Origin of the sequence: Streptococcus oralis (assembly GCF_015561235.1) — a bacterium.
Classification (GTDB): domain Bacteria; phylum Bacillota; class Bacilli; order Lactobacillales; family Streptococcaceae; genus Streptococcus; species Streptococcus oralis_BK.
The window spans coordinates 700953-725942 of sequence record NZ_JADMTC010000001.1 but is presented as its reverse complement, the minus strand read 5'-3'; the positions used below and the strand labels follow the sequence as shown (position 1 = coordinate 725942).

The following is a 24990-nucleotide window of genomic DNA, read 5'->3' as shown; positions in this document are numbered from 1 at the left end:
TGTCTCACGAATCAGTAGAAATGAAGAATGAAAGAAAGGATATTATGGCTGAAGAAAGAGTAGAACCAAAACCAATTGACCTTGGTGAATATAAATTTGGTTTCCATGACGATGTAGAGCCTGTCCTATCGACAGGAAAAGGATTGAACGAAGAAGTCATTCGCGAATTATCAGCTGCTAAGGGAGAACCTGAGTGGATGTTAGAATTCCGTTTGAAGTCTTATGAAACCTTCAAAAAAATGCCTATGCAAACTTGGGGAGCAGACTTGTCAGAGATTGACTTTGATGACTTGATCTACTACCAAAAACCTTCTGATAAACCTGCCCGTTCATGGGATGAAGTTCCTGAAAAAATCAAAGAAACCTTTGAACGTATCGGGATTCCAGAAGCTGAACGTGCTTATCTAGCAGGTGCCTCTGCCCAGTACGAGTCAGAAGTGGTTTACCACAACATGAAGGAAGAGTTCCAGAAATTAGGTATTATCTTTACAGATACAGATTCCGCACTCAAGGAATACCCAGACTTGTTTAAACAATACTTTGCGAAGTTGGTACCGCCGACAGATAACAAGTTGGCAGCCCTCAACTCAGCAGTATGGTCTGGTGGAACCTTTATCTACGTGCCAAAAGGTGTCAAGGTAGATATTCCACTTCAAACTTATTTCCGTATCAATAACGAAAATACAGGTCAGTTTGAACGTACCTTGATTATCGTTGACGAGGGAGCAAGCGTCCATTACGTAGAAGGATGTACAGCACCAACATATTCAAGCAATAGCTTGCACGCTGCCATTGTAGAAATTTTTGCTTTGGACGGAGCTTACATGCGCTATACAACTATCCAAAACTGGTCTGATAATGTCTATAACTTGGTAACAAAACGTGCCAAAGCCTTGAAAGATGCGACTGTTGAATGGATTGATGGAAACTTAGGTGCCAAAACAACCATGAAATACCCATCTGTTTACCTAGATGGAGAAGGTGCGCGTGGAACCATGCTCTCCATCGCCTTTGCTAATGCAGGGCAACACCAAGATACGGGTGCCAAGATGATCCACAACGCTCCACATACAAGCTCATCTATTGTTTCAAAATCCATCGCTAAAGGCGGAGGAAAGGTGGACTACCGTGGACAAGTAACCTTCAACAAGAACTCTAAGAAATCTGTTTCTCACATCGAGTGTGATACCATTATCATGGATGACTTATCAGCGTCAGATACCATTCCATTTAATGAAATCCACAACTCGCAAGTTGCATTGGAGCACGAAGCCAAGGTATCTAAGATTTCAGAGGAACAACTCTATTACCTCATGAGCCGTGGATTGTCAGAATCTGAGGCGACCGAGATGATTGTCATGGGATTTGTAGAGCCCTTCACAAAAGAACTTCCAATGGAATACGCGGTTGAGCTGAACCGCTTGATTAGCTATGAAATGGAAGGTTCAGTCGGATAAGAATATGCAAAATCTGAACAGGAATCCTTTCTGTTCAGAATTTTTTTCAAAAAAGAACCTAATAAATATTCACAAAAATGCTTTTATATGGTAAAATAAAACAATTACATTTAGTGGAGATGAAGTATGAATATTTTTAGAACCAAGGATGTTAGTCTGAGACAGACAGAGATGCGTCGCCATTTGAAATTGTGGGATTTGATTCTATTGGGAATCGGTGCCATGGTAGGGACGGGGATTTTCACCATTACAGGAACAGCGGCGGCTACTCTAGCTGGTCCCTCACTAGTGATTTCCATTGTGATTTCTGCCTTATGTGTTTCTTTATCAGCTCTCTTTTTTGCAGAATTTGCCTCTCGTGTACCTGCAACTGGAGGTGCTTATAGTTATCTCTATGCGATTTTAGGAGAATTGCCAGCCTGGATTGCTGGCTGGTTGACCATCATGGAATTCATGACAGCTGTTTCAGGTGTGGCGTCTGGCTGGGCAGCTTACTTTAAGGGCTTACTCAGTGATTATGGTATCTCCATGCCCCAAGCCTTAAATGACACCTTCAACCCAGAACAAGGAACCTATATCGACCTTCTACCTATTTTGGTGCTGACCTTGGTAACAGGATTGGTTTTATTAAATTCCAAGGCAGCCTTACGCTTTAATTCGCTTCTAGTAATCTTGAAATTCTCTGCTCTAGCCTTATTTATCCTAGTTGGTATTTGGTACATCAAACCTGAAAATTGGTCGAATTTTGCTCCTTTTGGCTTTGGCCAGATTTATGGAGGAAGCACTGGGATTATGGCAGGTGCATCTTTGATGTTTTTTGGGTTTCTCGGATTTGAGTCTATTTCCATGGCAGTTGATGAAATCCAAAGCCCGCAAAAAAATATTCCTCGTGGAATTGTCCTTTCTCTGACAATCGTCACCATTCTCTATGCCTTGGTAACTTTAGTATTGACAGGGATTGTTCACTACAGTAAGCTCAATGTGGACGATGCAGTAGCATTTTCATTACGGAGTATTGGTATCGGTTGGGCAGCCAACTATGTTTCGCTTGTAGCCATTCTAACCCTGATAACGGTATGTATTTCCATGACTTATGCTTTGTCTCGAATGATATATAGCTTAGCACGTGATGGACTTTTACCTCAAAGTTTCAAACAACTAAGCAAGACCAGTCGCGTTCCTAAAAATGCGACCCTCTTAACAGGAGTTGTTTCAGCCCTTGCTGCCGGAGTGTTTCCTCTAGCCAGTATTGCAGCCTTCCTAAATATCTGTACGCTAGCTTATCTCATTTTACTAGCCTACGGAATAATAAAACTCAGAAAAGATAAGGGTATGCCCCAAAAAGGAGAGTTTAAAACTCCTTTGGTTCCACTTTTGCCAATCCTTTCCATCCTTATCTGTGTTTCCTTTATGCTTCAATATAGTCTAGATACCTGGATTGCCTTTGGCATTGCTCTTGTAGTTGGTCTAGTCATCTACTTTACTTATGGTTATCATCATTCAACCCTCACAGAAGAAAAATAAAAGCTGGGAATTCCCAGCTTTTTTAATCTTTCACATAAGTAAATCCTTCACCCAGAATTTCATGAGCCTCAGTGATGGTTATAAAGGCTTGAGGGTCGATTTTGTGAATCATATCTTTCATTTTTACGATTTCGTTTCGACCGACGATACAGTAGATAATTTTTAAATCCTTTTTGCTGTAGTATCCTTGACCAGATATAAAGGTAACGCCACGGCCAAGCTCCTCATTAATCTTATCAGCCAGTTGGTCAGGATATTGAGTAATGATGATAAATCCTTTGCCAGCGTAACCCCCTTCGCCAATAAGGTCAATAACGCGAGCGATGATAAAGTCAAACAAGAGGGTATAGGTAACTAGACGAAGATCCTGGAAGATAATCAAAATCAACATTAGGATAAAAAAGTCAATCCCAAAAAGCAATTTACCAATCGAAAGATTGGTGTACTTGTTGAGGATGCGGGCAACGATATCAGAGCCACCAGTGGTTCCACCAGCATTAAAGATAATTCCTAAACCAACTCCCAGTAAAACCCCTGAGACTAAAGCAACGATGATGAGGTCACCTTGTAAGTCAAACCGCAAGGGGATACGCTCAAAGATTGCGAGCCAAATGGAGAGAGAAATAGAACCCAGAAGGCTGGAGTAGAGGGTCTTGGGACCAAATATCTTCCAAGCCAAAATAAATAAAGGAATATTGATTAAGAGATTCATCAATGAAACAGGGATTTTAAAAAGATAGTAGGTAATCAAGGTGATACCTGTCGCCCCTCCCTCAAATAGATGATAGGGAACAACAAAGTAGGTGAGACCAAAGGCATAGATAGCTGCTCCAAATATAATCGTAATAATCGGTTGAACTTTTCGAATCATAGCTGTTCCTCGCTTTTCTATAGATAGATTATACCAAAAATTCAGTTTTTTTAATTGGATTACTTATGATTTTTTATCATTTTTTTGATATAATAAGAGTGAAAAATCCCAATCCTATTGAGAAGAATAGAAAGATTGAACTTATGACACAAGTAAAAATTGTAACGGACTCTTCTGTTACTATCGAACCAGAAGTAGTTAAAGAATTAAATATCACTATTGTCCCCTTATCAGTTATGATTGATGGCGTACTCTACTCAGATGCTGATCTAAAAGAGGGGGAATTCCTTCATCTCATGCAACAAAGCAAGAATCTCCCTAAAACGAGTCAACCTCCAGTAGGAGTGTTTGCTGAAGTCTTTGAAGAGCTAGGAAAAGATGGCAGTCAGGTTGTTGCTATTCATATGTCTCATGCCTTGTCTGGAACAGTTGAAGCTGCTCGCCAAGGTGCAAGTCTCTCAAGTTCTGATGTGACTGTTATTGATAGTTCCTTTACAGATCAGGCTATGAAGTTTCAAGTTGTTGAAGCTGCAAAACTTGCTAAAGAGGGTAAAGATTTAGAAACTATTCTAGCACATATAGAAGAAGTGAAGAATCACACAGAGCTTTATATCGGTGTTTCGACGCTAGAAAACTTAGTTAAGGGTGGGCGTATTGGACGTGTGACGGGACTATTAAGCTCACTATTAAATATTCGTGTAGTGATGCAGATGAAAAACCACGAACTCCAACCAATCGTCAAAGGACGTGGTGCGAAAACTTTCAAAAAATGGCTTGAAGAGTTAACGGTGGTTCTTACTCATAAATCAGTTGCAGAAATTGGAATTTCCTATGCTGGAACGAATGAATGGGCAAATGAGATGAAGAGTTTATTGCAAGCCTATGTTGAGAAACCAATCTCTGTACTGGAAACTGGTTCTATTATTCAAACTCATACCGGAGAGAATGCTTGGGCAATTCTAATCCGCTATAATTCCTAAAAAAATAGAGAAAAATGTTTGAAATGGTGTTTTTGACTTGACCTATGGGCAATTTTAGGATATGATTATATTTGTTAATCAGAAATTATTTGGAGGATTTGTTAACATGGCAAACAAACAAGATTTGATCGCTAAAGTGGCAGAAGCTACAGAATTGACTAAGAAAGATTCAGCAGCAGCAGTTGATGCTGTATTTGCAGCAGTAACTGAATACCTTGCAGCTGGTGAAAAAGTTCAATTGATTGGTTTTGGTAATTTTGAAGTTCGTGAACGTGCTGCACGTAAAGGTCGCAACCCACAAACTGGTAAAGAAATCGAAATCGCAGCTTCTAAAGTTCCAGCATTCAAAGCTGGTAAAGCCCTTAAAGACGCTGTTAAGTAATGACACTTTAAAAAGCCTATTGTATCAAGCTTTCTAGCTTGGTCAATAGGCTTTTTTTGTTGCTTTGGGGCATTTTGGGGGCAAAGACGAATACTTTTTCATGACATCTGCAACGGTTGATTTCATTTCTTTAGTTATATATGTATAAATTTAGGTGTTTTTCAACTGAGTCTTTGATATGATATATAACTTTTGAGATAAGTGGTCTTTTGAAAAATAGGGTTTAAGCCTTTACAGTAAAAGAAAAAAGGTCCCCATGTTCGAGGACCTTCTTTTCATTAGTTTTTAGAAGCTGCTTGGAATTCAGGGTTTTTCCATGCTTCATCAATGATAGCTTGCAATTCTTTAGCAGATGCTTGCATTTTTTGAGTTTCAGCATCGTTCAATGGGATGTTTACTGGACGAACGATACCGTGTGCACCAACAACAGCTGGTTGACCGATAAAGACGTTTTTAACACCGTACTGACCTTCTTGGAAGACTGAAAGTGGAAGTACTGCATTTTCGTCATCAAGGATTGCTTTTGTGATACGAGCAAGTGCTACTGCGATACCGTAGTATGTAGCTCCTTTTTTGTTAATGATTGTGTAGGCAGCGTCACGAACACCTTCGAACAATTCAATCAATTCAGCTTCTTGAACGTTTTGAGTATCTTTAAGGAACTCTTCAAGGTTTACACCAGCGATGTTGGCATGTGACCAAACCGCAAACTCAGAATCTCCGTGTTCACCCATGATGTAGGCGTGAACGGAACGAGCATCAACATCCAATTTTTCAGCAAGTGCTTGACGGAAACGTGCTGAGTCAAGTGAAGTACCTGAACCGATAACACGTTCTTTAGGGAATCCAGAGAATTTCCAAGTTGAGTAAGTCAAAACGTCAACTGGGTTAGCCGCAACAAGGAAGATACCATCAAAACCTGATTCAACAACTTGTGTTACGATTGACTTGTTGATAGCCAAGTTTTTACCTACAAGGTCAAGACGAGTTTCACCTGGTTTTTGAGGAGCACCTGCAGTGATAACAACAAGGTCAGCGTCTGCACAGTCAGAGTATTGAGCAGCGTAGATTTTTTTAGGTGAAGTGAAGGCAAGGGCGTGGCTAAGGTCAAGCGCATCACCAACAGCTTTTTCGTGTAATTGTGGAATTTCGATAATTCCAAGCTCTTGTGCAATTCCTTGGTTAACAAGTGCGAAAGCGTAAGATGAACCTACGGCACCGTCACCAACAAGGATCACTTTTTTGTGTTGTTTAGTTGAAGTCATTATCTAAACATCTCCTTCATTTTTTTTAGGGGAATCCCCAGACACTTTCATTCTATCACTTTTAAAAAACTTTGTCACGAATATTCTATTCGGTTCTCGATGTAAACGTTTTAGTGGTTTTCAAAGACTGAAATGAAGGACAAATTATGGTATAATATATCTAATTACTAATAGTGAAATGAGGCATTTATTAATGCAGGATAGAAATTTAGTGAATGTCAATCTGACAAAGGAGATGAAGACCAGCTTTATCGATTACGCCATGAGTGTTATCGTTGCGCGGGCTCTTCCTGATGTTCGAGACGGTTTAAAGCCTGTTCATCGTCGTATTCTTTACGGAATGAATGAACTAGGTGTTACACCAGACAAACCTCATAAAAAATCAGCCCGTATTACAGGGGATGTTATGGGTAAATACCACCCACATGGAGATTCCTCTATTTACGAAGCTATGGTTCGTATGGCTCAGTGGTGGAGCTACCGTTATATGCTTGTCGATGGACATGGAAACTTTGGTTCTATGGATGGAGACGGTGCCGCTGCGCAGCGTTACACTGAGGCACGTATGAGCAAGATTGCTCTTGAAATGCTTCGTGACATCAATAAAAACACAGTTGATTTCGTAGACAACTACGATGCTAACGAACGTGAACCCTTGGTTTTGCCAGCTCGTTTCCCAAATCTTTTGGTCAATGGGGCAACTGGGATTGCTGTTGGGATGGCTACCAACATTCCTCCTCACAACCTGGGTGAAACCATTGATGCAGTGAAGCTAGTCATGGACAATCCAGATGTGACTACTAAGGACTTGATGGAAGTTTTGCCTGGTCCAGATTTTCCAACTGGTGCCCTTGTCATGGGGAAATCAGGTATCCATAAGGCTTATGAGACTGGTAAGGGTTCGATTGTCCTCCGTTCTCGAACGGAGATTGAGACGACTAAGACAGGACGTGAGCGCATCGTGGTAACAGAATTTCCTTATATGGTCAATAAAACCAAGGTCCATGAGCATATCGTTCGTTTGGTGCAAGAAAAACGCATTGAGGACATTACAGCTGTACGTGATGAGTCTAATCGTGAAGGCGTTCGCTTTGTAATCGAGGTTAAACGCGACGCCTCTGCCAACGTTATCCTTAACAACCTCTTCAAGATGACCCAGATGCAAACCAATTTTGGTTTCAACATGTTGGCGATTCAAAATGGCGTGCCAAAAATCTTGTCCCTTCGTCAAATTTTGGATGCTTATATCGAGCACCAAAAAGAAGTGGTTGTTCGCCGTACTCGTTTTGACAAGGAAAAAGCAGAAGCGCGTGCGCACATCTTAGAAGGTCTTTTAATCGCTCTGGATCACATTGATGAAGTGATTCGTATTATCCGTGCTAGTGAAACGGATGCGGAAGCGCAAGCTGAGTTGATGAGCAAGTTCAAGCTTTCTGAACGCCAAAGTCAAGCTATCCTTGATATGCGTCTTCGTCGTTTGACAGGATTGGAACGTGATAAGATTCAGTCTGAATATGATGAGTTGATTGCCTTGATTGCAGATTTGGCTGATATTCTTGCCAAACCTGAGCGCGTGGCTCAAATTATCAAAGAGGAATTGGACGAAGTTAAACGCAAGTTTGGAGACAAGCGTCGTACGGAGTTGATGAACGGAGAAGTCTTAACTCTTGAAGATGAAGATTTGATTGAAGAAACTGATGTCTTGATTACCCTATCTAACAAGGGCTATATCAAACGTTTGGACCAAGGTGAGTTTACCGCACAAAAACGTGGTGGCCGTGGAGTTCAAGGTACGGGAGTTAAGGATGATGACTTTGTGCGTGAGTTGGTTTCAACCAGCACCCATGATCATTTGCTCTTCTTTACCAATAAAGGGCGCGTATACCGACTTAAAGGTTATGAAATCCCTGAATACGGTCGTACCGCTAAGGGCTTGCCAGTTGTTAATCTTTTGAAGTTGGACGAAGGTGAGAGTATTCAGACCATCATCAACGTTGAGTCTGAACGTAGTGATGACGCCTATCTCTTCTTTACAACTCGTCACGGTATCGTGAAACGAACCAGTGTTAAAGAGTTCGCTAATATTCGTCAAAATGGACTTAAAGCCTTGAATCTCAAGGATGAAGACGAATTGATTAATGTCTTGTTGACAGAAGAAGATACAGATATTATCATTGGTACCAAGTTTGGTTATGCTGTTCGCTTTAATCAATCAGCTGTTCGTGGCATGAGTCGTATCGCGACAGGTGTTCGAGGAGTCAATCTTCGTGAGGGAGACACAGTAGTTGGTGCTAGTGTGATTACAAACCAAGATGAGGTTCTTATCATCACTGAAAAAGGATATGGTAAACGTACACTTGCTACGGAATATCCTACCAAAGGCCGTGGTGGTAAAGGGATGAAGACAGCCAATGTTGCTGAGAAGAATGGTCCTCTGGCAGGTCTCCTCACTGTTAAGGGGGATGAAGACCTGATGATTATCACAGATACAGGTGTCATGATCCGTACAAACGTTGCCAATATTTCACAAACTGGACGCTCAACTATGGGAGTTAAGGTGATGCGTCTAGATCAGGATGCTAAGATTGTGACCTTTACAACGGTTGCTGCGGCAGAAAAAGAAGAAGTTGGGACTGAAATTGAAACAGAAGGTGAAGCATAATGTCTCATAGAAGAACGAAAAATAAAAAGAGTAAGAAAAATAAGCGCAGAAATCTATTTATCAATATTTTAGCGGGTTTCTTAATTCTTTTATCGCTAGCTTTGATTTTTAATTCAAAGATTCGTGATCTCTTTTTGGTATGGAATACCAATAAATACCAAGTCAATCAAGTGACCAAGGAAAATATTGATGAAAACCTGAAATCCGAAGGGAATTTTGATTTTGACTCTGTAAAGTCCATTTCATCTGAAGCTGTTCTTGCTTCACAATGGGATGCCCAAAAGCTTCCAGTTATCGGTGGGATTGCTATTCCTGAAGTGGAGATAAACTTACCGATTTTTAAAGGTTTGGATAATGTAAACCTGTTCTATGGAGCAGGGACCATGAAACCAGATCAAAAAATGGGAGAAGGGAACTATTCTCTAGCCAGTCACCATATCTTTACTGCTGAAAATGCCAGTCAAATGCTCTTCTCACCTTTGGTCAATGCCAAAGCAGGTATGAAAATTTATCTAACGGATAAGGATAAAGTTTATACTTATGAGATTACAGAAGTAAAACGTGTTACACCAGACCGTGTAGATGAAATCGAAGATCGTGATGGCGTGAAAGAAATCACCTTGGTAACCTGTGTAGACTATGATGCAACCGAACGAATTATTGTAAAAGGGATTTTTAAAGAATCAAAAGCCTATTCGGATACATCTGAAGATATTTTGAAGGCCTTTAATCAACCGTATAGACAACGATATTAAGTTTGAAAAAAACCAGTGAAACCATTTGTTTTACTGGTTTTTATATAAAGAAAAGTAGATGTTGGAAAATCTCTAAGAGAAAGAATGAGGAGTATTATATGTGAAATAGTTGAAACAAAATTTTTAGATTTTTGCAGAAAACGCTTTCTAGAAAACTAAAAATATGTTATAATTATCACAAATAAAAAGTTTTAGGAGTTTTCTATGGTCTCTTCAGAATTCATCTCAAAGATTGAATTTGCTTGTAAGAAGAAAGAAAGTCTTTATAGTTAAAGCAAATTCAAATATGCGATTCGTTCTATGTTTGCAGGTGCTTTTCTAACATTTAGTACAGCTGCGGGTGCAGTTGGGGCTGACTTGATTAATAAGATCGCTCCAGGTAGTGGACGTTTTCTCTTCCCATTTGTTTTTGCTTGGGGATTGGCCTACATTGTTTTCTTGAATGCTGAGTTGGTCACTTCCAACATGATGTTCTTGACAGCTGGTAGTTTCTTGAAAAAAATCTCTTGGAGAAAAACAACTGAGATTTTACTTTACTGTACCTTGTTCAACCTTATCGGTGCTTTGATAGCAGGTTGGGGCTTTGCTCATTCGGCAGCCTATGCACATCTGACTCACGATAGTTTCATTTCAGGGGTTGTAGAGATGAAGTTAGGTCGTTCCAATGAGCTAGTCTTACTTGAAGGTATTTTAGCCAATATCTTTGTAAACATTGCCATTCTTTCATTTGTTTTGGTGAAAGATGGTGGGGCCAAACTTTGGCTTGTTTTGTCAGCAATTTACATGTTTGTATTCTTAACAAACGAACACATTGCTGCGAACTTTGCTTCTTTTGCGATTGTTAAGTTCAGTGTTGCAGCTGATTCAATTGCTAACTTTGACATACCTAATATTCTTCGTCACTGGGGTGTAACCTTTGTCGGGAACTTTATCGGAGGAGGTCTCTTGATGGGCTTGCCTTACGCCTTCCTCAATAAAAATGAAGATACTTATGTAGATTAAAAAACGGGCACGAGTTAATCGTGCTTTTTTGTTTGAAATGTAAGACTAGTCATAGTTGTTCCTTATAGCAAAATATAGAAAAACGGTATTGGAAAAGACTAGCCCAAGATGGTACAATATCCGTAATGAAGCTATTTGGAGGTCGTCTTATGACTCGTGATTTTAAATTTGAAACCCTACAATTACATGCTGGGCAAGTAGTGGATCCAGCGACCAAATCTCGTGCAGTACCGATTTATCAAACAACATCCTTCGTTTTTGATGACACGCAGGAAGGTGCAGATCTGTTTGCCTTGAGAAAACCAGGCAATATCTATACTCGTATTACCAACCCTACAACAGCGGCATTTGAAGAAAGAATCGCTGCTCTTGAAGGTGGTGTTGGAGCACTAGCGACAGCATCAGGTATGGCTGCTGTAACCTACACTATTTTGGCGCTTGCTCACGCAGGTGACCATGTGGTGGCTGCGTCAACTATTTACGGTGGGACCTTCAACCTCTTGAAAGAAACCCTTCCTCGTTATGGGATCACAACAACCTTTGTGGATGTGGATAATTTGGAAGAAGTGGAAGCAGCTATCAATGACAATACCAAGCTTGTCTTGATTGAAACCTTGGGGAATCCCTTGATTAACATTCCTGACTTGGAAAAATTGGCTGAGATTACGCATAAACACCAGATTCCTCTCGTTTCAGACAACACTTTTGCCACACCATATTTGATTAACGTCTTCTCTCACGGTGTAGATATTGTCATCCACTCAGCAACTAAGTTTATCGGTGGGCATGGTACGACTATTGGAGGAGTGATTGTCGATAGCGGTCGTTTTGACTGGGCAGCTTCAGGGAAATTCCCTCAATTTGTTGAGGAGGATCCTAGCTACCATAACTTGAGCTATACTCGTGATGTGGGTGCAGCAGCCTTTATTATAGCTGTTCGTGTTCAATTGCTCCGTGATACAGGTGCGGCCTTGTCACCATTTAATGCCTTTCTCTTGCTCCAAGGGCTTGAAACTCTCTCTCTTCGTGTCGAACGCCATGTGCAAAATGCAGAGAAAATTGTTGATTTCCTTGTCAACCATCCTAAGGTAGAAAAAGTCAACTATCCAAAACTAGCTGACAGTCCATATCATGCCTTAGCTGAGAAATATTTGCCAAAAGGTGTGGGTTCAATCTTTACCTTCCATGTTAAAGGTGGAGAGACAGAAGCTCGCAAGGTGATTGATAATTTGGAAATCTTCTCTGACCTTGCAAACGTAGCAGATGCCAAATCTCTTGTTGTCCATCCTGCGACAACCACTCACGGTCAGTTGTCAGAAAAAGATCTAGAAGCAGCAGGTGTAACACCAAACCAAATCCGCTTGTCGATCGGTCTTGAAAATGTAGAGGATTTGATTGAAGATTTGCGTTTGGCCTTGGAAAAAATTTAAAGTAACAGATATAAACAGTGGGTTTCGACTCACTGTTTTTGATTTTCCCTCAGGCATGATATAATGGTTACAGAAGTCTAGAAAGAGGAAAGTTATGAACGAAATCAAATGTCCCAACTGTGGGGAAGTCTTTACAGTAAATGAAAGTCAGTATGCCGAACTTTTATCCCAAGTGAAAACTGCCGAGTTTGATAAGGAATTACACGATCGCATGAAGCAGGAGCTGGCCTTGGCTGAGCAAAAGGCTATGAATGAGCAACAGACTAAACTGGCTCAAAAAGACCAAGAAATTGCGCAACTGCAGAGTCAAATCCAAAAGTTTGATACAGAGAAGGAATTGGTCAAGAAAGAAGTTGAACAGACAAGCCATGAGGCCTTATTAGCAAAGGACAAGGAAGTGCAGGCCTTGGAAAGCCAATTGGCTACATTGCGTTTAGAGCATGAAAACCAACTCCAAAAGACTCTCTCTGATTTAGAAAGAGAGCGTGATCAGGTCAAAAATCAGCTTCTCTTGCAAGAAAAGGAAAATGAGTTATCTTTGGCTTCTGTTAAGCAAAATTACGAAGCTCAGCTTAAGGCAGCTAGTGAACAAGTCGAGTTCTACAAGAATTTCAAAGCCCAACAATCCACAAAAGCTATCGGTGAAAGTTTGGAACAGTATGCAGAGAGTGAGTTTAACAAGGTTCGTAGACTTGCCTTCCCCAATGCGTATTTTGAAAAGGACAACAAGATTTCTGAGCGTGGCTCTAAAGGGGATTTTATCTTCCGTGATTTTGATGAAAATGGTTTGGAATTCATTTCCATTATGTTTGAGATGAAAAATGAAGCCGATGGCACAGAGAAGAAGCATAAGAATTCAGACTTCTATAAGGAATTGGACAAGGATCGTCGGGAAAAGAACTGTGAATATGCCGTTTTGGTAACTATGCTTGAGGCCGATAGTGACTACTTTAACACTGGGATTGTTGACGTCAGCCACGAGTATGAAAAGATGTATGTGGTTCGTCCCCAGTTCTTTATCCAGTTAATTGGTCTCCTACGAAATGCAGCTCTTAATTCCCTAAAATACAAACAAGAGTTGGCCTTGGTTCGAGAGCAAAATATCGATATTACACATTTTGAGGAAGATTTGGATGCCTTTAAACTAGCCTTTGCCAAGAACTACAACTCAGCTTCGACCAACTTTGGTAAAGCCATTGATGAAATCGACAAGGCCATCAAGCGGATGGAAGAGGTTAAGAAATTCCTAACCACATCCGAAAACCAACTCCGCCTCGCTAATAACAAATTGGAAGATGTTTCAGTTAAAAAACTAACACGGAAAAATCCAACTATGAAAGCGAAATTTGAAGCGTTGAAGGGGGAGTGAGGAAGAAAATAATGTTTTACTCTTCGAAAAATAAGGTCCTTCAACTAGATCAAAAAAACATGGATTATGTGACCTTTGGTAAAGGAAAGAAGTCTCTCGTTATCATACCAGGGTTGGGGGATGGATTACAGACAGTTAAGGGCATGGCTCAAATGCTAGCTTTAACTTACCGAGAATTTGCAAAGGTTTACAAAGTTTATGTTTTTAGTCGCATCAATAAGTTGCCAGAAAATTATACAACACGAAATATGGCTGCTGATGTAGCGGAAGCTATGGATGTATTGAATTTAAAAAGTTCTGTCGTCATGGGGATTTCCCAAGGTGGTATGATTGCTCAATGGGTAGCTGTAGATTTTCCAGAAAAGGTTGAAAGTTTGATTTTGGCTGTTACTACTGCAAAACTAAGTGAGCTTGGTAGGGAGCGGATTAGACGCTGGCTGAGCCTGAGTCAAATAGGGACTTATAAAGAACTGATGGTTGATATTGCTAGTCACTCTTACACAACTAAATCCTTCGGAAAATTCAAATACCTTTATCGAATAATGGGAATTTTTGGCCGTATTAAAGATAAACAACGCATTGCTATTCAGGCTGTATCTTGTTTGAAACACGATAGCCTAATCATTTTGGAAAAAATAAACTGTTCTACGCTAATCATTGGAGCAGAAAAGGATGATGTTCTAGGCATAGAAGCTTCACTTGAATTGCATCAGCATATCAAAGATAGCCAGCTCACTATTTTGCCAGAGTGCGGCCATGCACTTTATGAGCAGAATAAGGATTTCCAAAAGAGAGTTTTAGTATTTTTAGAAAGTTAATGAATGAACGGTATTATCAACTTAAAAAAAGAAGCGGGGATGACCTCGCATGATGCGGTTTTTAAACTGCGTAAGATTTTAGGAACCAAGAAAATCGGTCATGGTGGAACCTTGGATCCAGATGTAGTGGGTGTTTTGCCTATCGCAGTTGGCAAGGCGACTCGCATGGTCGAGTTTATGCAGGATGAGGGCAAGGTCTACGAGGGAGAAATCACTCTCGGCTATTCCACGACGACAGAGGATGCTAGTGGGGAAGTGGTCGCGGAGACACCTGTTTTGTTGCCCTTGGATGAAAAGCTTGTCGATGAAGCAATTACTAGCCTGACTGGGCCTATTACTCAGATTCCTCCCATGTACTCAGCTGTCAAGGTCAATGGTCGCAAGCTCTATGAGTATGCGCGTGTTGGTCAGGAAGTGGAGCGTCCAGAACGTCAGGTGACCATTTATCAATTTGAACGTACAAGTCCGATTTCTTATGAGGGTCATCTTGCACGCTTTACTTTTCGTGTGAAATGTAGCAAGGGAACTTATATCCGTACTTTATCGGTTGACTTAGGAGAGAAGCTGGGGTATGCGGCTCATATGTCCCATCTGACACGGACCAGTGCTGCAGGTTTGCAACTTGAGGACGCTCTTACCTTGGACGAAATTGCTGAAAAAGTGGAGGCTGGTCAGCTGGACTTTCTTCATCCTTTAGAGATTGGGATAGGGGACCTTGTCAAAGTTATCCTAACTCCAGAAGAGGCTATAGAAGTGCGCTTTGGTCGTTTTATCGAGCTAGACCAAACAGACCAAGAATTGGCTGCCTTTGAGGGAGATACATTGCTAGCTATTCTAGAAAAAAGGGACAATCTCTACAAACCAAGGAAGGTTTTTACCTAGTCTAACTGGGTGTAAGTATTAGAATTGTGTTACCCAGAGTCTATCAAAATCAGACTATAAATTTTACAAAAAATATGATAGAATAGACGACGGATAAAAAAACGGAGGATAGCATGCAAAATAGACCAATCATTATCGGAGTGACAGGTGGTTCTGGTGGTGGCAAGACCAGTGTTTCGAGAGCCATTTTATCTCATTTCCCTGATGAAAAGATTTCCATGATTGAGCATGATTCATATTACAAGGATCAGTCTCACTTGACCTTTGAAGAGCGTGTCAAAACCAACTACGACCATCCTTTTGCTTTTGATACAGACTTGATGATTGAGCAGATAAAGGAATTGTTGGCAGGGCGTCCGGTGGACATTCCAACTTATGACTATACAGCGCATACACGGAGCAGCAAGACCTATCGTCAGGAGCCTCAAGATGTCTTTATCGTTGAGGGAATTTTGGTCTTGGAGGACAAGCGCCTGCGCGATTTGATGGATATCAAGATTTTTGTGGATACGGATGATGATGTGCGCATTATTCGTCGGATCAAGCGTGATATGGAAGAGCGTGGCCGTAGTCTAGATAGCGTTATTGATCAGTATTTGGGTGTGGTCAAACCTATGTATCACCAGTTCATCGAGCCGACCAAGCGCTATGCGGATATCGTCATTCCTGAGGGAGTTAGCAATACAGTCGCTATTGACCTTTTGACAACCAAGATTGCAAAGATTTTGGAAGAAGCTCGTAACAGCAAATAATCAGATGAGGAGGCTTGGCCTCCTTTTTCTATTTTTCCTTTCGTTTCGGTATGCAAAAGGAGATTTTTAATCATATTTTTGGTATAATAATACCCATGGAAAAGCAAGAAAATGAATAGTAGGTGGAGATGGAAAAGTATTTATCAGTAACAACTTTGACCAAGTATCTGAAAATGAAATTCGATAAAGACCCTTACTTGGAACGGGTCTATTTAACTGGTCAAGTTTCCAACTTTCGTAAACGACCTACGCACCAATATTTCTCCCTAAAAGATGACCACGCAGTCATTCAAGCGACCATCTGGTCAGGGATTTACCAGAAATTAGGCTTCGACCTCGAAGAAGGAATGAAGATCAATGTGATTGGGCGAGTTCAGGTTTATGAACCCAGTGGGAGCTACTCTATCATCATTGAAAAGGCTGAGCCTGATGGAGTTGGTGCGCTTGCGATTCAGTTTGAACAACTCAAGAAGAAACTGACAGAAGAAGGCCTGTTTCAAGAACGTTTCAAGCAACCTCTTCCCCAATTTTCTAAGCGAATTGGTGTGGTAACCAGTCGCAGTGGAGCTGTTATTCGAGATATTATCACGACCGTCAGCAGGCGATTTCCAGGTGTCGATATTCTTCTCTATCCGACCAAGGTTCAAGGTGATGGAGCGGCAGAAGAAATTGCTCGAAATATTGCGCGTGCTAATCAACGGGACGATTTGGATTTGCTGATTATTGGTCGTGGTGGGGGTTCCATCGAGGATCTCTGGGCCTTTAACGAAGAAATTGTGGTACGAGCCATTTTTGAATCTCGTTTGCCAGTTATTTCTAGTGTTGGGCATGAGACAGATGTGACCTTGGCGGATTTTGTAGCGGATCGTCGGGCGGCGACACCAACAGCTGCAGCTGAACTAGCAACGCCTGTAACCAAGTTGGATCTTCTGACCCATTTGCAAAATCAAGAAAAACGGATGGCGACAGCAGTTCAGAATGTCCTGTCAAGAAAAAAAGAAGCTCTGAAAAAATGCAGTCAGTCGGTCATCTTTAGACAGCCAGAGCGCTTGTATGATGGTTATTTACAACGCTTGGACCAACTGCAACTGCGCTTAAAACAAAGTTTGAGAACACGGATTTCTGATAATAAACAGCTAGTCCAAGCAAGGACGCATCAACTGGTACAATTATCACCTGTGACCAAAATCCAACGCTATCAGGACCGGCTTGGTCAGTTAGACAAGCTTCTACGTAGCCAAATGGCGCTGGTTTATGATGCCAAGGTTGCTGAGGTGAAAAGACTTTCAGAAGCCTTACTGATGTTGGATACCAGTCGAATCGTGGCGCGTGGTTATGCAATTGTCAAAAAAGAAGAGTCAGTTATCGATTCGGTTGAGATGTTGAATAAAAAAGACCAAGTGACGCTTTTGATGCGAGATGGTCAAGTAGAATTAGAGGTGAAAGATGTCAAAACAAAAGAAATTTGAGGAAAATCTAACAGAACTGGAGACCATTGTCCAAAGTTTAGAAAATGGTGAAATTGCTTTAGAAGATGCGATTGCTGCCTTTCAAAAGGGCATGGTCTTGTCAAAAGAGCTCCAAGCGACGCTGGACAAGGCTGAAAAAACTTTGGTTAAAGTCATGCAAGAAGACGGAACAGAAAGTGATTTTGAATGAAGAAGCAAGAAAAATTAGCTCTTGTCGAGTCTGCTTTGGAAAATTTTTATGGAGACCAGCAGTTTGCCTCTAGTTTGCGAGAGTCCGTTCTCTATTCCATTCATGCTGGTGGCAAGCGTATTCGACCTTTTCTCTTGCTAGAAGTTCTGGAAGCCTTGCAAGTCGCTATTAGACCAGCTCATGCGCAGGTAGCCGCGGCCTTGGAAATGATTCATACAGGGAGCTTGATTCACGATGATCTTCCTGCCATGGATGATGACGATTACCGTCGGGGGCGCTTGACAAATCACAAGAAATTTGGCGAAGCGATGGCAATATTGGCAGGTGATGCCTTGTTCCTAGATCCCTATGCCTTAATAGCGCAGGCGGATTTGCCAAGTCAGATCAAGGTGGACCTGATTGCCAACTTATCCCTTGCTTCAGGAAGTCTAGGCATGGTAGCAGGTCAGGTTTTAGATATGGAAGGCGAACACCAGCACTTGTCCTTGGAAGAACTCCAGACCATTCATGCCAATAAAACTGGAAAATTACTAACCTATCCTTTCCAAGCCGCCGCTATCATAGCAGAATTAGCGCCAGAAATCCAAGCAAAATTGAAAGCGGTTGGTGAATTGATTGGACTGGCCTTTCAAGTTCGTGATGATGTGCTGGATGTGACCGCTAGTTTTGAGGAAATCGGCAAGACTCCACAAAAGGATTTGCAGGCAGAAAAGTCAACCTATCCTGCCTTGTTAGGCTTGGAGGAGGCGACTGCCTTTTGTAACCAAACTTTGGATCAAGCCGAGGCTAAATTAGAAGAAATTGCCCAGCAAGTTCCCTTTGAAACAGAATCGATTGTGAAAGTAGTAGAAAGTTTGAGAATCAATGGCTAAGGAAAGAGTGGATGTACTAGCTTATAAACAGGGCTTGTTTGAAACGCGAGAACAGGCCAAGCGCGGTGTCATGGCTGGACTAGTCGTAGCAGTCCTTAATGGAGAACGCTTTGACAAGCCAGGAGAGAAAATTCCAGATGATACTGAGCTAAAACTCAAGGGTGAAAAACTCAAGTATGTCAGTCGAGGTGGTCTAAAACTAGAGAAGGCCTTGCAGGTCTTTGATTTGTCAGTCGAGGGAGCAACCACGATTGATATTGGGGCTTCCACTGGGGGATTTACTGACGTCATGTTGCAAAATGGTGCTGAGTTAGTCTTTGCAGTCGATGTTGGCACCAATCAGTTGGCTTGGAAATTGCGCCAAGACCCTCGGGTTGTCAGCATGGAGCAGTTTAATTTTCGTTATGCTGAAAAGACTGATTTTGAGCAGGAACCGAGCTTTGCCAGTATTGATGTGAGTTTTATTTCCCTCAGTCTGATTTTGCCTGCTTTGCACCGCGTCTTGGCTGATCAAGGTCAAATTGTAGCTCTGGTTAAGCCCCAGTTTGAAGCAGGTCGTGAGCAGATTGGGAAAAATGGGATTATTCGTGATGCCAAGGTTCATCAGAATGTCCTTGAATCTGTCACAGCTATGGCAGTTGAGCAAGGTTTTTCAGTGCTTGGATTAGACTATTCACCAATCCAAGGTGGACATGGAAACATCGAATTTCTGGCATATTTGAAAAAGGAAGAGGGAGCAAGTAACCAAGTTGCTCCTGAAATAGAAAAAGTTGTAGAGAGAGCACATAGAGAATTTAAAGATGAATAAAAAAGAGAGACTTGAAAAAATTAGAAGATTTGTTACGGATTATCAAATCGGTACTCAGGAAGAAATCGTTGAGCATTTGAAGGAAGCAGGTATTTCTGCTACGCAAGCCACTGTCTCAAGGGACATCAAAGAGCTTGGTATTGTTAAAATTCCTTTGAAGAATAACACCTATATCTATGAGTTGCCAAAATCAATCGTCAAAAGTTTGCAGTTGGCTGAGGACAATATTGTGAGTTCTGAGTTAATGGGAAATATGATCAACCTTGCTGTCATTCCTGGAAATACTATTTTTGTGAAGAGTCAGTTGGTTGAAGCATTTTCTGAACAGATTTTTAGCTGTCTAGCTGATGATGATTCTATCTTAATTGTAGCTAGAACAGCAGAGGCGGCTGAAGAAATTGTTGAACAAGTCAAAAAATGGTAGGTCAGTATGTTACTTGAAATTTCGATAAAAAACTTTGCCATTATTGAGGCGATTTCGCTCAATTTTGAAAAGGGTATGACTGTTTTAACCGGGGAAACGGGTGCTGGAAAGTCTATCATTATCGACGCTATGAATCTCATGTTGGGGGCTCGTGCAACGACAGACGTTATTCGTCACGGTGCTCCTAAGGCAGAGATTGAGGGGCTTTTCTCAGTTGAAAATAGTCGCCTTTTACAGGAACTTTTTGATGAGCAAGGTTTGGAAATGGGTGATGAGATTATCATCCGCCGGGAAATTTTGCAAAATGGTCGTAGTGTTAGTCGCGTGAATGGCCAGATGGTCAATCTTTCTGTCTTGCGTGCTATTGGGCAACATCTTGTGGATATCCATGGTCAGCATGACCAAGAGGAGTTAATGCGTCCTCAACTGCACATTCAGATGTTGGATGAGTTTGGTGATGCAGCTTTCTTGGACTTGAAGGAGGCCTATCAGACGAGCTTTGATGCCTATCGCAAAATGCGTAAGCAATTTCTGGAAGTCAAGAAAAATCAGCAGGAACATAAGGCTCGTATTGAGATGTTGGAATTTCAAATGGCAGAGATTGAGGCAGCAAACTTACAGGCTGGTGAAGACTTAGCTCTCAACCAAGAACGAGATAAACTTCTCAATCATAAAAATATTGCGGATACGCTAACCAATGCCTACAGTATGTTGGACAATGAGGAATTCTCCAGTCTTGCTAATGTCCGTTCAGCCATGAATGACATGGAAAGTGTTGAAGAATATGACCCTGAATACCGTGAAATTTCAAGTTCTCTGTCTGAGACCTACTATGTTTTAGAAGATATTACAAAGCGTTTGGAAGATATTATTGAGGACTTGGATTTTGATGGCAATCGTCTCATGCAGGTTGAAAATCGCTTAGACCTTATAAATACTATTACACGCAAGTACGGTGGAACTGTGGACGATGTTTTGCTTTATTTTGCCAAGATTACGGAAGAGTACAATCTCTTGACTGGAAATAATCTTTCTTCCGAAGATATGGAAGCAGAACTCAAGAAATTGGAAGTTAATCTTGTTGATTTGGCAGGTCAGCTTGCATCTGCTCGCCATGATTTGGCCCAGCAGCTTGAGGCAGAGATTAAACAAGAACTGCAAGATCTCTATATGGAGAAGGCTCAATTTCAGGTTCGCTTTAGTAAGAGTAAGTTCAGCCGTGAAGGAAATGAAGCAGTCGAATTTTACATTTCCACCAACCCAGGTGAGGACTTTAAGCCTTTGGTCAAAGTTGCATCTGGTGGGGAATTATCCCGCCTCATGCTAGCTATTAAATCCGCCTTTTCTCGCAAAGAAGGTAAGACTAGTATTGTCTTTGATGAGGTGGATACGGGAGTTTCAGGTCGTGTGGCCCAAGCCATTGCTCAAAAGATTCATAAGATTGGTCAGCATGGTCAGGTTCTTGCTATTTCTCACCTTCCACAAGTGATTGCCATCGCGGATTATCAATTCTTTATTGAGAAGATTAGCGATGAGCACTCAACGGTGTCGACGGTTCGCCTTTTGACTTTAGAAGAGCGAGTAGAGGAAGTAGCTAAGATGTTGGCTGGGGAAAATGTAACCGAAGCTGCCCTTACCCAAGCCAGAGAATTATTGCAAACGAGGATGAAATAAATGACAGACTATTATGTAATTGGAGATGTTCACGGAAAGGCAGGTATGCTAGAAGATCTGCTCAAGACCTGGGATGGTCAAACTCAGTTGCTCTTTCTAGGGGATTTGATTGACCGAGGTGAAGACAGTCGCCGTGTTCTAGAGATGGTCAAAGACTTGGTCGACAATCAAGGAGCTATTTGTTTATCAGGTAACCATGAGTATATGTTTCTGACTTGGCTTGATGACCCAGAAGAAAGCTATGACCATTATCGTCGCAATGGTGGTGATACAACCATTAACTCAATTTTAGGTCGTCCCTTGGATGCACCAGTTGATGGCGTAGAAGATGCCAAGCGTGTTGCGACTGAAGCGGCAGACTTGGTCGAATTTATTCGTCAAATGCCATTTGTGGTAGAGACAGACAAATATATCTTTGTTCACGCAGGTATTGATTTGACCTTGGATGATTGGCATGAAACGACTGATTACAAGAAAGTCTGGCTCAGAAAGCCATTCCACGAAGCCGAAAATCATACTGGGAAAATCATTGTCTTTGGGCATACACCAGTTTATGGTTTGCTAAAGCAAGACCGAGGTACTGCTGAGCTTTGGATGACAGAAGATGGCAAGATTGGCATGGATGGAGGAGCTGTTTATGGTGGTGTCCTTCATGGAATCGTCTTTACAGACCAAGGAATGACCGAACACCACTTTATCGAAAATGATGGTTTTATTGCCGAAGATTAGTACTCCTAGCAGGGTATGGTCTTGTCAAAATGTTAAAAACAATTTATAATTAATAGATACCCTGAAAGGAAGAGCATCATGAATTTAGAAGAATTAAAGAAACGACAGGAGAAGATTCGGAACTTCTCTATTATCGCCCATATTGACCATGGGAAATCAACCCTAGCAGACCGCATTTTGGAAAAGACGGAGACCGTTTCTAGTCGTGAAATGCAAGCCCAGCTTCTGGATAGTATGGACCTAGAACGAGAGCGCGGGATTACCATCAAACTCAATGCTATCGAGCTCAATTACACTGCAAAAGATGGGGAGACCTATATTTTCCATTTGATTGACACGCCTGGGCATGTGGACTTTACCTATGAAGTGTCGCGTTCCTTAGCTGCCTGTGAAGGAGCGATTTTGGTGGTTGATGCGGCCCAAGGGATTGAAGCTCAAACACTTGCCAACGTTTATCTAGCCTTGGACAATGATTTGGAAATTCTTCCAGTTATTAACAAGATTGACCTACCAGCAGCCGATCCTGAGCGCGTTCGTACAGAGATTGAGGATGTCATTGGACTGGATGCTAGCGAAGCAGTTTTAGCATCTGCCAAGGCTGGTATTGGTATCGAAGAGATTCTTGAGCAAATCGTGGAAAAAGTACCAGCCCCAACTGGTGATGTAACGGCGCCACTCAAAGCCTTGATTTTCGACTCTGTCTACGATGCTTACCGTGGGGTTATCCTCCAAGTTCGTGTCATGGATGGGGTAGTCAAACCTGGCGATAAGATTCAGCTCATGAGCAATGGCAAGACCTTTGATGTGACGGAGGTCGGAATTTTCACACCGAAAGCAGTAGGGCGTGATTTCCTAGCCACAGGTGACGTTGGTTATATTGCGGCTTCTATCAAGACGGTTCAAGATACTCGTGTGGGTGATACAGTTACCTTGGCAACCAATCCTGCCGCAGAACCATTACATGGCTACAAGCAAATGAACCCGATGGTCTTTGCAGGTCTTTATCCAATCGAGTCAAACAAGTACAATGACCTTCGTGAAGCTCTTGAAAAATTGCAACTTAACGATGCCAGTCTGCAATTTGAACCAGAAACATCTCAGGCACTTGGATTTGGTTTCCGTTGTGGTTTCCTTGGACTTCTCCATATGGATGTTATTCAAGAGCGTTTAGAGCGTGAGTTCAACATTGACCTCATCATGACAGCTCCGTCTGTTATCTACAAAGTTAACCAAACTGATGGTGAGTCTATGGATGTGTCAAATCCATCAGAATTCCCAGATCCAACTAAGATTGCGACCATTGAAGAACCTTATGTCAAGGCGCAAATTATGGTACCGCAGGAGTTTGTCGGTGCTGTTATGGAATTGGCTCAGCGCAAGCGTGGGGACTTTGTAACCATGGATTATATTGATGATAATCGTGTTAATGTCATCTATCAAATCCCACTTGCTGAAATTGTCTTTGACTTTTTTGATAAGCTCAAGTCTTCGACGCGTGGTTATGCAAGCTTTGACTACGAATTGTCAGAGTATCGCCCATCTAAGCTGGTCAAAATGGACATTCTTCTCAATGGGGATAAGGTGGATGCCCTCAGCTTTATCGTTCACAAGGATTTTGCCTACGAGCGTGGGAAACTCATCGTGGATAAGCTCAAGAAAATCATCCCTCGTCAACAGTTTGAGGTACCGATTCAAGCAGCTATTGGGCACAAAATCGTGGCTCGTACGGATATTAAGGCCCTTCGTAAAAACGTACTTGCCAAGTGTTACGGTGGTGACGTTTCTCGTAAACGCAAACTCCTTGAAAAACAAAAAGCTGGTAAGAAACGCATGAAAGCTATCGGATCAGTAGAAGTCCCACAAGAAGCCTTCCTCAGCGTCTTGAGTATGGATGAAGAATAGAAATAAAAAACAAAACTCTTGAAGATTTTTCAAGAGTTTTTGCTTTAAATGTGAGCAATAAAATCGGAAACTAACAGAATCAATTAGGTCAGAATTTGACAGAAGTTCTTATTTTTCTTATAATGCAGATGGAGAGGTGGTAGGATGAAAAAATTATTGATTTTAGGTACTGTAGTTACTGTTAGTGCTTTTTTAGCTTCATGCTCCAATAAGTCGCAAACAGCAACCGAAGAAAGTTCGACTGCGGTTGTTAGTTCTTCTAGCAGTCAGGAAACGAGTAGCTCTAGTTCTGCTGTTTCTGAAGCGAAAAAGGAAGAGACACAAATCATCGGTTCGAATGAATATGGATTTGTCAAGGTACCCAAATCATGGGTTCGATTCCATGAAGTAGAAGGTGGAAATGATATACAGTATTGTGATGGAACAGATATCAACATTGTTACGCTGAATACCTTCAAGGCTGAGCAATTTAATATCAGCGAAGAAGAATATGCTAAATTGGATGTTGTGACTGTCTCTGCTAGTATTTTAACTTCCAAAGAACAAAGCTCTGATTTCAGTAAGGTTTGGGGCTCCAAATCGACTATTGGAGGTTATGAAGCCTATGTTGTCAATGCAATTGCTAAGTCAGGAAAATACCTCGTTACCTGGGTTTTCCGATCAAATGATGGTAAAATCCGCTATGTTTCACTTGAAGGGGATGGGGAAACTTTAAAAATAATCTTACCGATGGTTGAAAGTAGCTGGTCAACTACTAAATCTGAATAAATGAA

The 24990-nt window shown here is 41.5% G+C and carries 22 protein-coding genes and 1 pseudogene; 21 read left to right on the top strand and 2 right to left on the bottom strand.

What is annotated here, in order from left to right; all coding sequences use genetic code 11:
• Positions 1-44: 44 nt before the first annotated feature.
• Together sufB and I2H52_RS03680 are read left to right on the top strand one after the other, a co-directional pair.
• Positions 45-1457: a Fe-S cluster assembly protein SufB gene (gene sufB, locus I2H52_RS03685; RefSeq protein ID WP_000797057.1), complete on the top strand. Its 1413-nt coding sequence runs from the start codon at positions 45-47 to the stop codon at positions 1455-1457.
• A 126-nt stretch (positions 1458-1583) separates the two neighbouring features.
• On the top strand, positions 1584-2981 hold the full coding sequence (locus I2H52_RS03680) for an APC family permease (protein WP_195594289.1): 1398 nt from the start codon (positions 1584-1586) through the stop codon (positions 2979-2981).
• Between the two features lie 22 nt (positions 2982-3003).
• Here the strand turns inward: I2H52_RS03680 and I2H52_RS03675 are convergent, their stop codons facing one another.
• A complete protein-coding gene (locus tag I2H52_RS03675; protein WP_195594287.1) occupies positions 3004-3852 on the bottom strand; it encodes a YitT family protein in 849 nt (282 codons plus the stop codon).
• A gap of 143 nt (positions 3853-3995) precedes the next feature.
• Between I2H52_RS03675 and I2H52_RS03670 the strand changes: the two genes are divergently transcribed.
• Both I2H52_RS03670 and I2H52_RS03665 read left to right on the top strand, forming a co-directional pair.
• Entirely contained in the window at positions 3996-4832 is an 837-nt protein-coding gene (locus tag I2H52_RS03670) for a DegV family protein (RefSeq protein ID WP_045617301.1), read from the top strand.
• Positions 4833-4938: 106 nt separating this feature from the next.
• Positions 4939-5214: an HU family DNA-binding protein gene (locus I2H52_RS03665; protein WP_001284635.1), complete on the top strand. Its 276-nt coding sequence runs from the start codon at positions 4939-4941 to the stop codon at positions 5212-5214.
• Positions 5215-5492: 278 nt separating this feature from the next.
• Here I2H52_RS03665 and I2H52_RS03660 read toward each other — a convergent pair whose 3' ends face one another.
• Positions 5493-6479, bottom strand: coding sequence for an L-lactate dehydrogenase (locus I2H52_RS03660; RefSeq protein ID WP_000204722.1), 987 nt, complete (start codon positions 6477-6479; stop codon positions 5493-5495).
• Between the two features lie 193 nt (positions 6480-6672).
• Between I2H52_RS03660 and gyrA the strand changes: the two genes are divergently transcribed.
• The 17 genes and pseudogenes from gyrA to I2H52_RS03575 all read left to right on the top strand — a co-directional run bounded on the left by gyrA (position 6673) and on the right by I2H52_RS03575 (position 24985).
• On the top strand, positions 6673-9141 hold the full coding sequence (gyrA, locus tag I2H52_RS03655) for a DNA gyrase subunit A (RefSeq protein WP_195594285.1): 2469 nt from the start codon (positions 6673-6675) through the stop codon (positions 9139-9141).
• Positions 9141-9896, top strand: a complete 756-nt coding sequence (locus I2H52_RS03650) for a class A sortase (protein WP_045617298.1) — start codon at positions 9141-9143, stop codon at positions 9894-9896. Before gyrA ends, I2H52_RS03650 begins: the two co-directional genes overlap by 1 nt.
• Positions 9897-10100: 204 nt before the next feature.
• Positions 10101-10898 (top strand): annotated as a pseudogene (locus I2H52_RS03645) (formate/nitrite transporter family protein).
• Positions 10899-11047: 149 nt separating this feature from the next.
• The gene (locus I2H52_RS03640) at positions 11048-12328 is read left to right on the top strand and encodes an O-acetylhomoserine aminocarboxypropyltransferase/cysteine synthase family protein (RefSeq protein ID WP_195594283.1); all 1281 of its coding nucleotides are present in this window, start codon (positions 11048-11050) and stop codon (positions 12326-12328) included.
• Between the two features lie 94 nt (positions 12329-12422).
• Positions 12423-13697: a DUF2130 domain-containing protein gene (locus tag I2H52_RS03635; RefSeq protein WP_045617292.1), complete on the top strand. Its 1275-nt coding sequence runs from the start codon at positions 12423-12425 to the stop codon at positions 13695-13697.
• A gap of 11 nt (positions 13698-13708) precedes the next feature.
• A complete protein-coding gene (locus tag I2H52_RS03630; protein ID WP_195594908.1) occupies positions 13709-14515 on the top strand; it encodes an alpha/beta fold hydrolase in 807 nt (268 codons plus the stop codon).
• 3 nt (positions 14516-14518) lie between these two features.
• Positions 14519-15397: a tRNA pseudouridine(55) synthase TruB gene (gene truB, locus I2H52_RS03625; protein ID WP_045617288.1), complete on the top strand. Its 879-nt coding sequence runs from the start codon at positions 14519-14521 to the stop codon at positions 15395-15397.
• Positions 15398-15510: 113 nt separating this feature from the next.
• Positions 15511-16149: a uridine kinase gene (udk, locus tag I2H52_RS03620; RefSeq protein WP_001181369.1), complete on the top strand. Its 639-nt coding sequence runs from the start codon at positions 15511-15513 to the stop codon at positions 16147-16149.
• Between the two features lie 128 nt (positions 16150-16277).
• Positions 16278-17618, top strand: coding sequence for an exodeoxyribonuclease VII large subunit (gene xseA / locus I2H52_RS03615; protein ID WP_049500033.1), 1341 nt, complete (start codon positions 16278-16280; stop codon positions 17616-17618).
• Complete coding sequence (locus tag I2H52_RS03610; protein ID WP_084918279.1) at positions 17596-17808, top strand: exodeoxyribonuclease VII small subunit; 213 nt, start codon at positions 17596-17598, stop codon at positions 17806-17808. Before xseA ends, I2H52_RS03610 begins: the two co-directional genes overlap by 23 nt.
• Entirely contained in the window at positions 17805-18680 is an 876-nt protein-coding gene (locus I2H52_RS03605) for a polyprenyl synthetase family protein (protein ID WP_101800049.1), read from the top strand. The genes I2H52_RS03610 and I2H52_RS03605 overlap by 4 nt, the downstream gene beginning before the upstream one ends.
• A complete protein-coding gene (locus I2H52_RS03600) occupies positions 18673-19488 on the top strand; it encodes a TlyA family RNA methyltransferase (protein ID WP_084918282.1) in 816 nt (271 codons plus the stop codon). The genes I2H52_RS03605 and I2H52_RS03600 overlap by 8 nt, the downstream gene beginning before the upstream one ends.
• Positions 19481-19912 (top strand): arginine repressor, encoded by a 432-nt coding sequence (locus tag I2H52_RS03595; RefSeq protein WP_001034390.1) that lies wholly within the window; start codon positions 19481-19483, stop codon positions 19910-19912. The genes I2H52_RS03600 and I2H52_RS03595 overlap by 8 nt, the downstream gene beginning before the upstream one ends.
• 6 nt (positions 19913-19918) lie before the next feature.
• On the top strand, positions 19919-21586 hold the full coding sequence (recN, locus tag I2H52_RS03590) for a DNA repair protein RecN (RefSeq protein ID WP_195594282.1): 1668 nt from the start codon (positions 19919-19921) through the stop codon (positions 21584-21586).
• Positions 21587-22315, top strand: coding sequence for a metallophosphoesterase family protein (locus tag I2H52_RS03585; protein WP_000133347.1), 729 nt, complete (start codon positions 21587-21589; stop codon positions 22313-22315).
• A 78-nt stretch (positions 22316-22393) separates the two neighbouring features.
• Positions 22394-24217 (top strand): translation elongation factor 4, encoded by a 1824-nt coding sequence (lepA, locus tag I2H52_RS03580; protein ID WP_001047200.1) that lies wholly within the window; start codon positions 22394-22396, stop codon positions 24215-24217.
• A 144-nt stretch (positions 24218-24361) separates the two neighbouring features.
• The gene (locus I2H52_RS03575; RefSeq protein WP_045617275.1) at positions 24362-24985 is read left to right on the top strand and encodes a hypothetical protein; all 624 of its coding nucleotides are present in this window, start codon (positions 24362-24364) and stop codon (positions 24983-24985) included.
• The last annotated feature ends 5 nt before the right edge of the window (positions 24986-24990 follow it).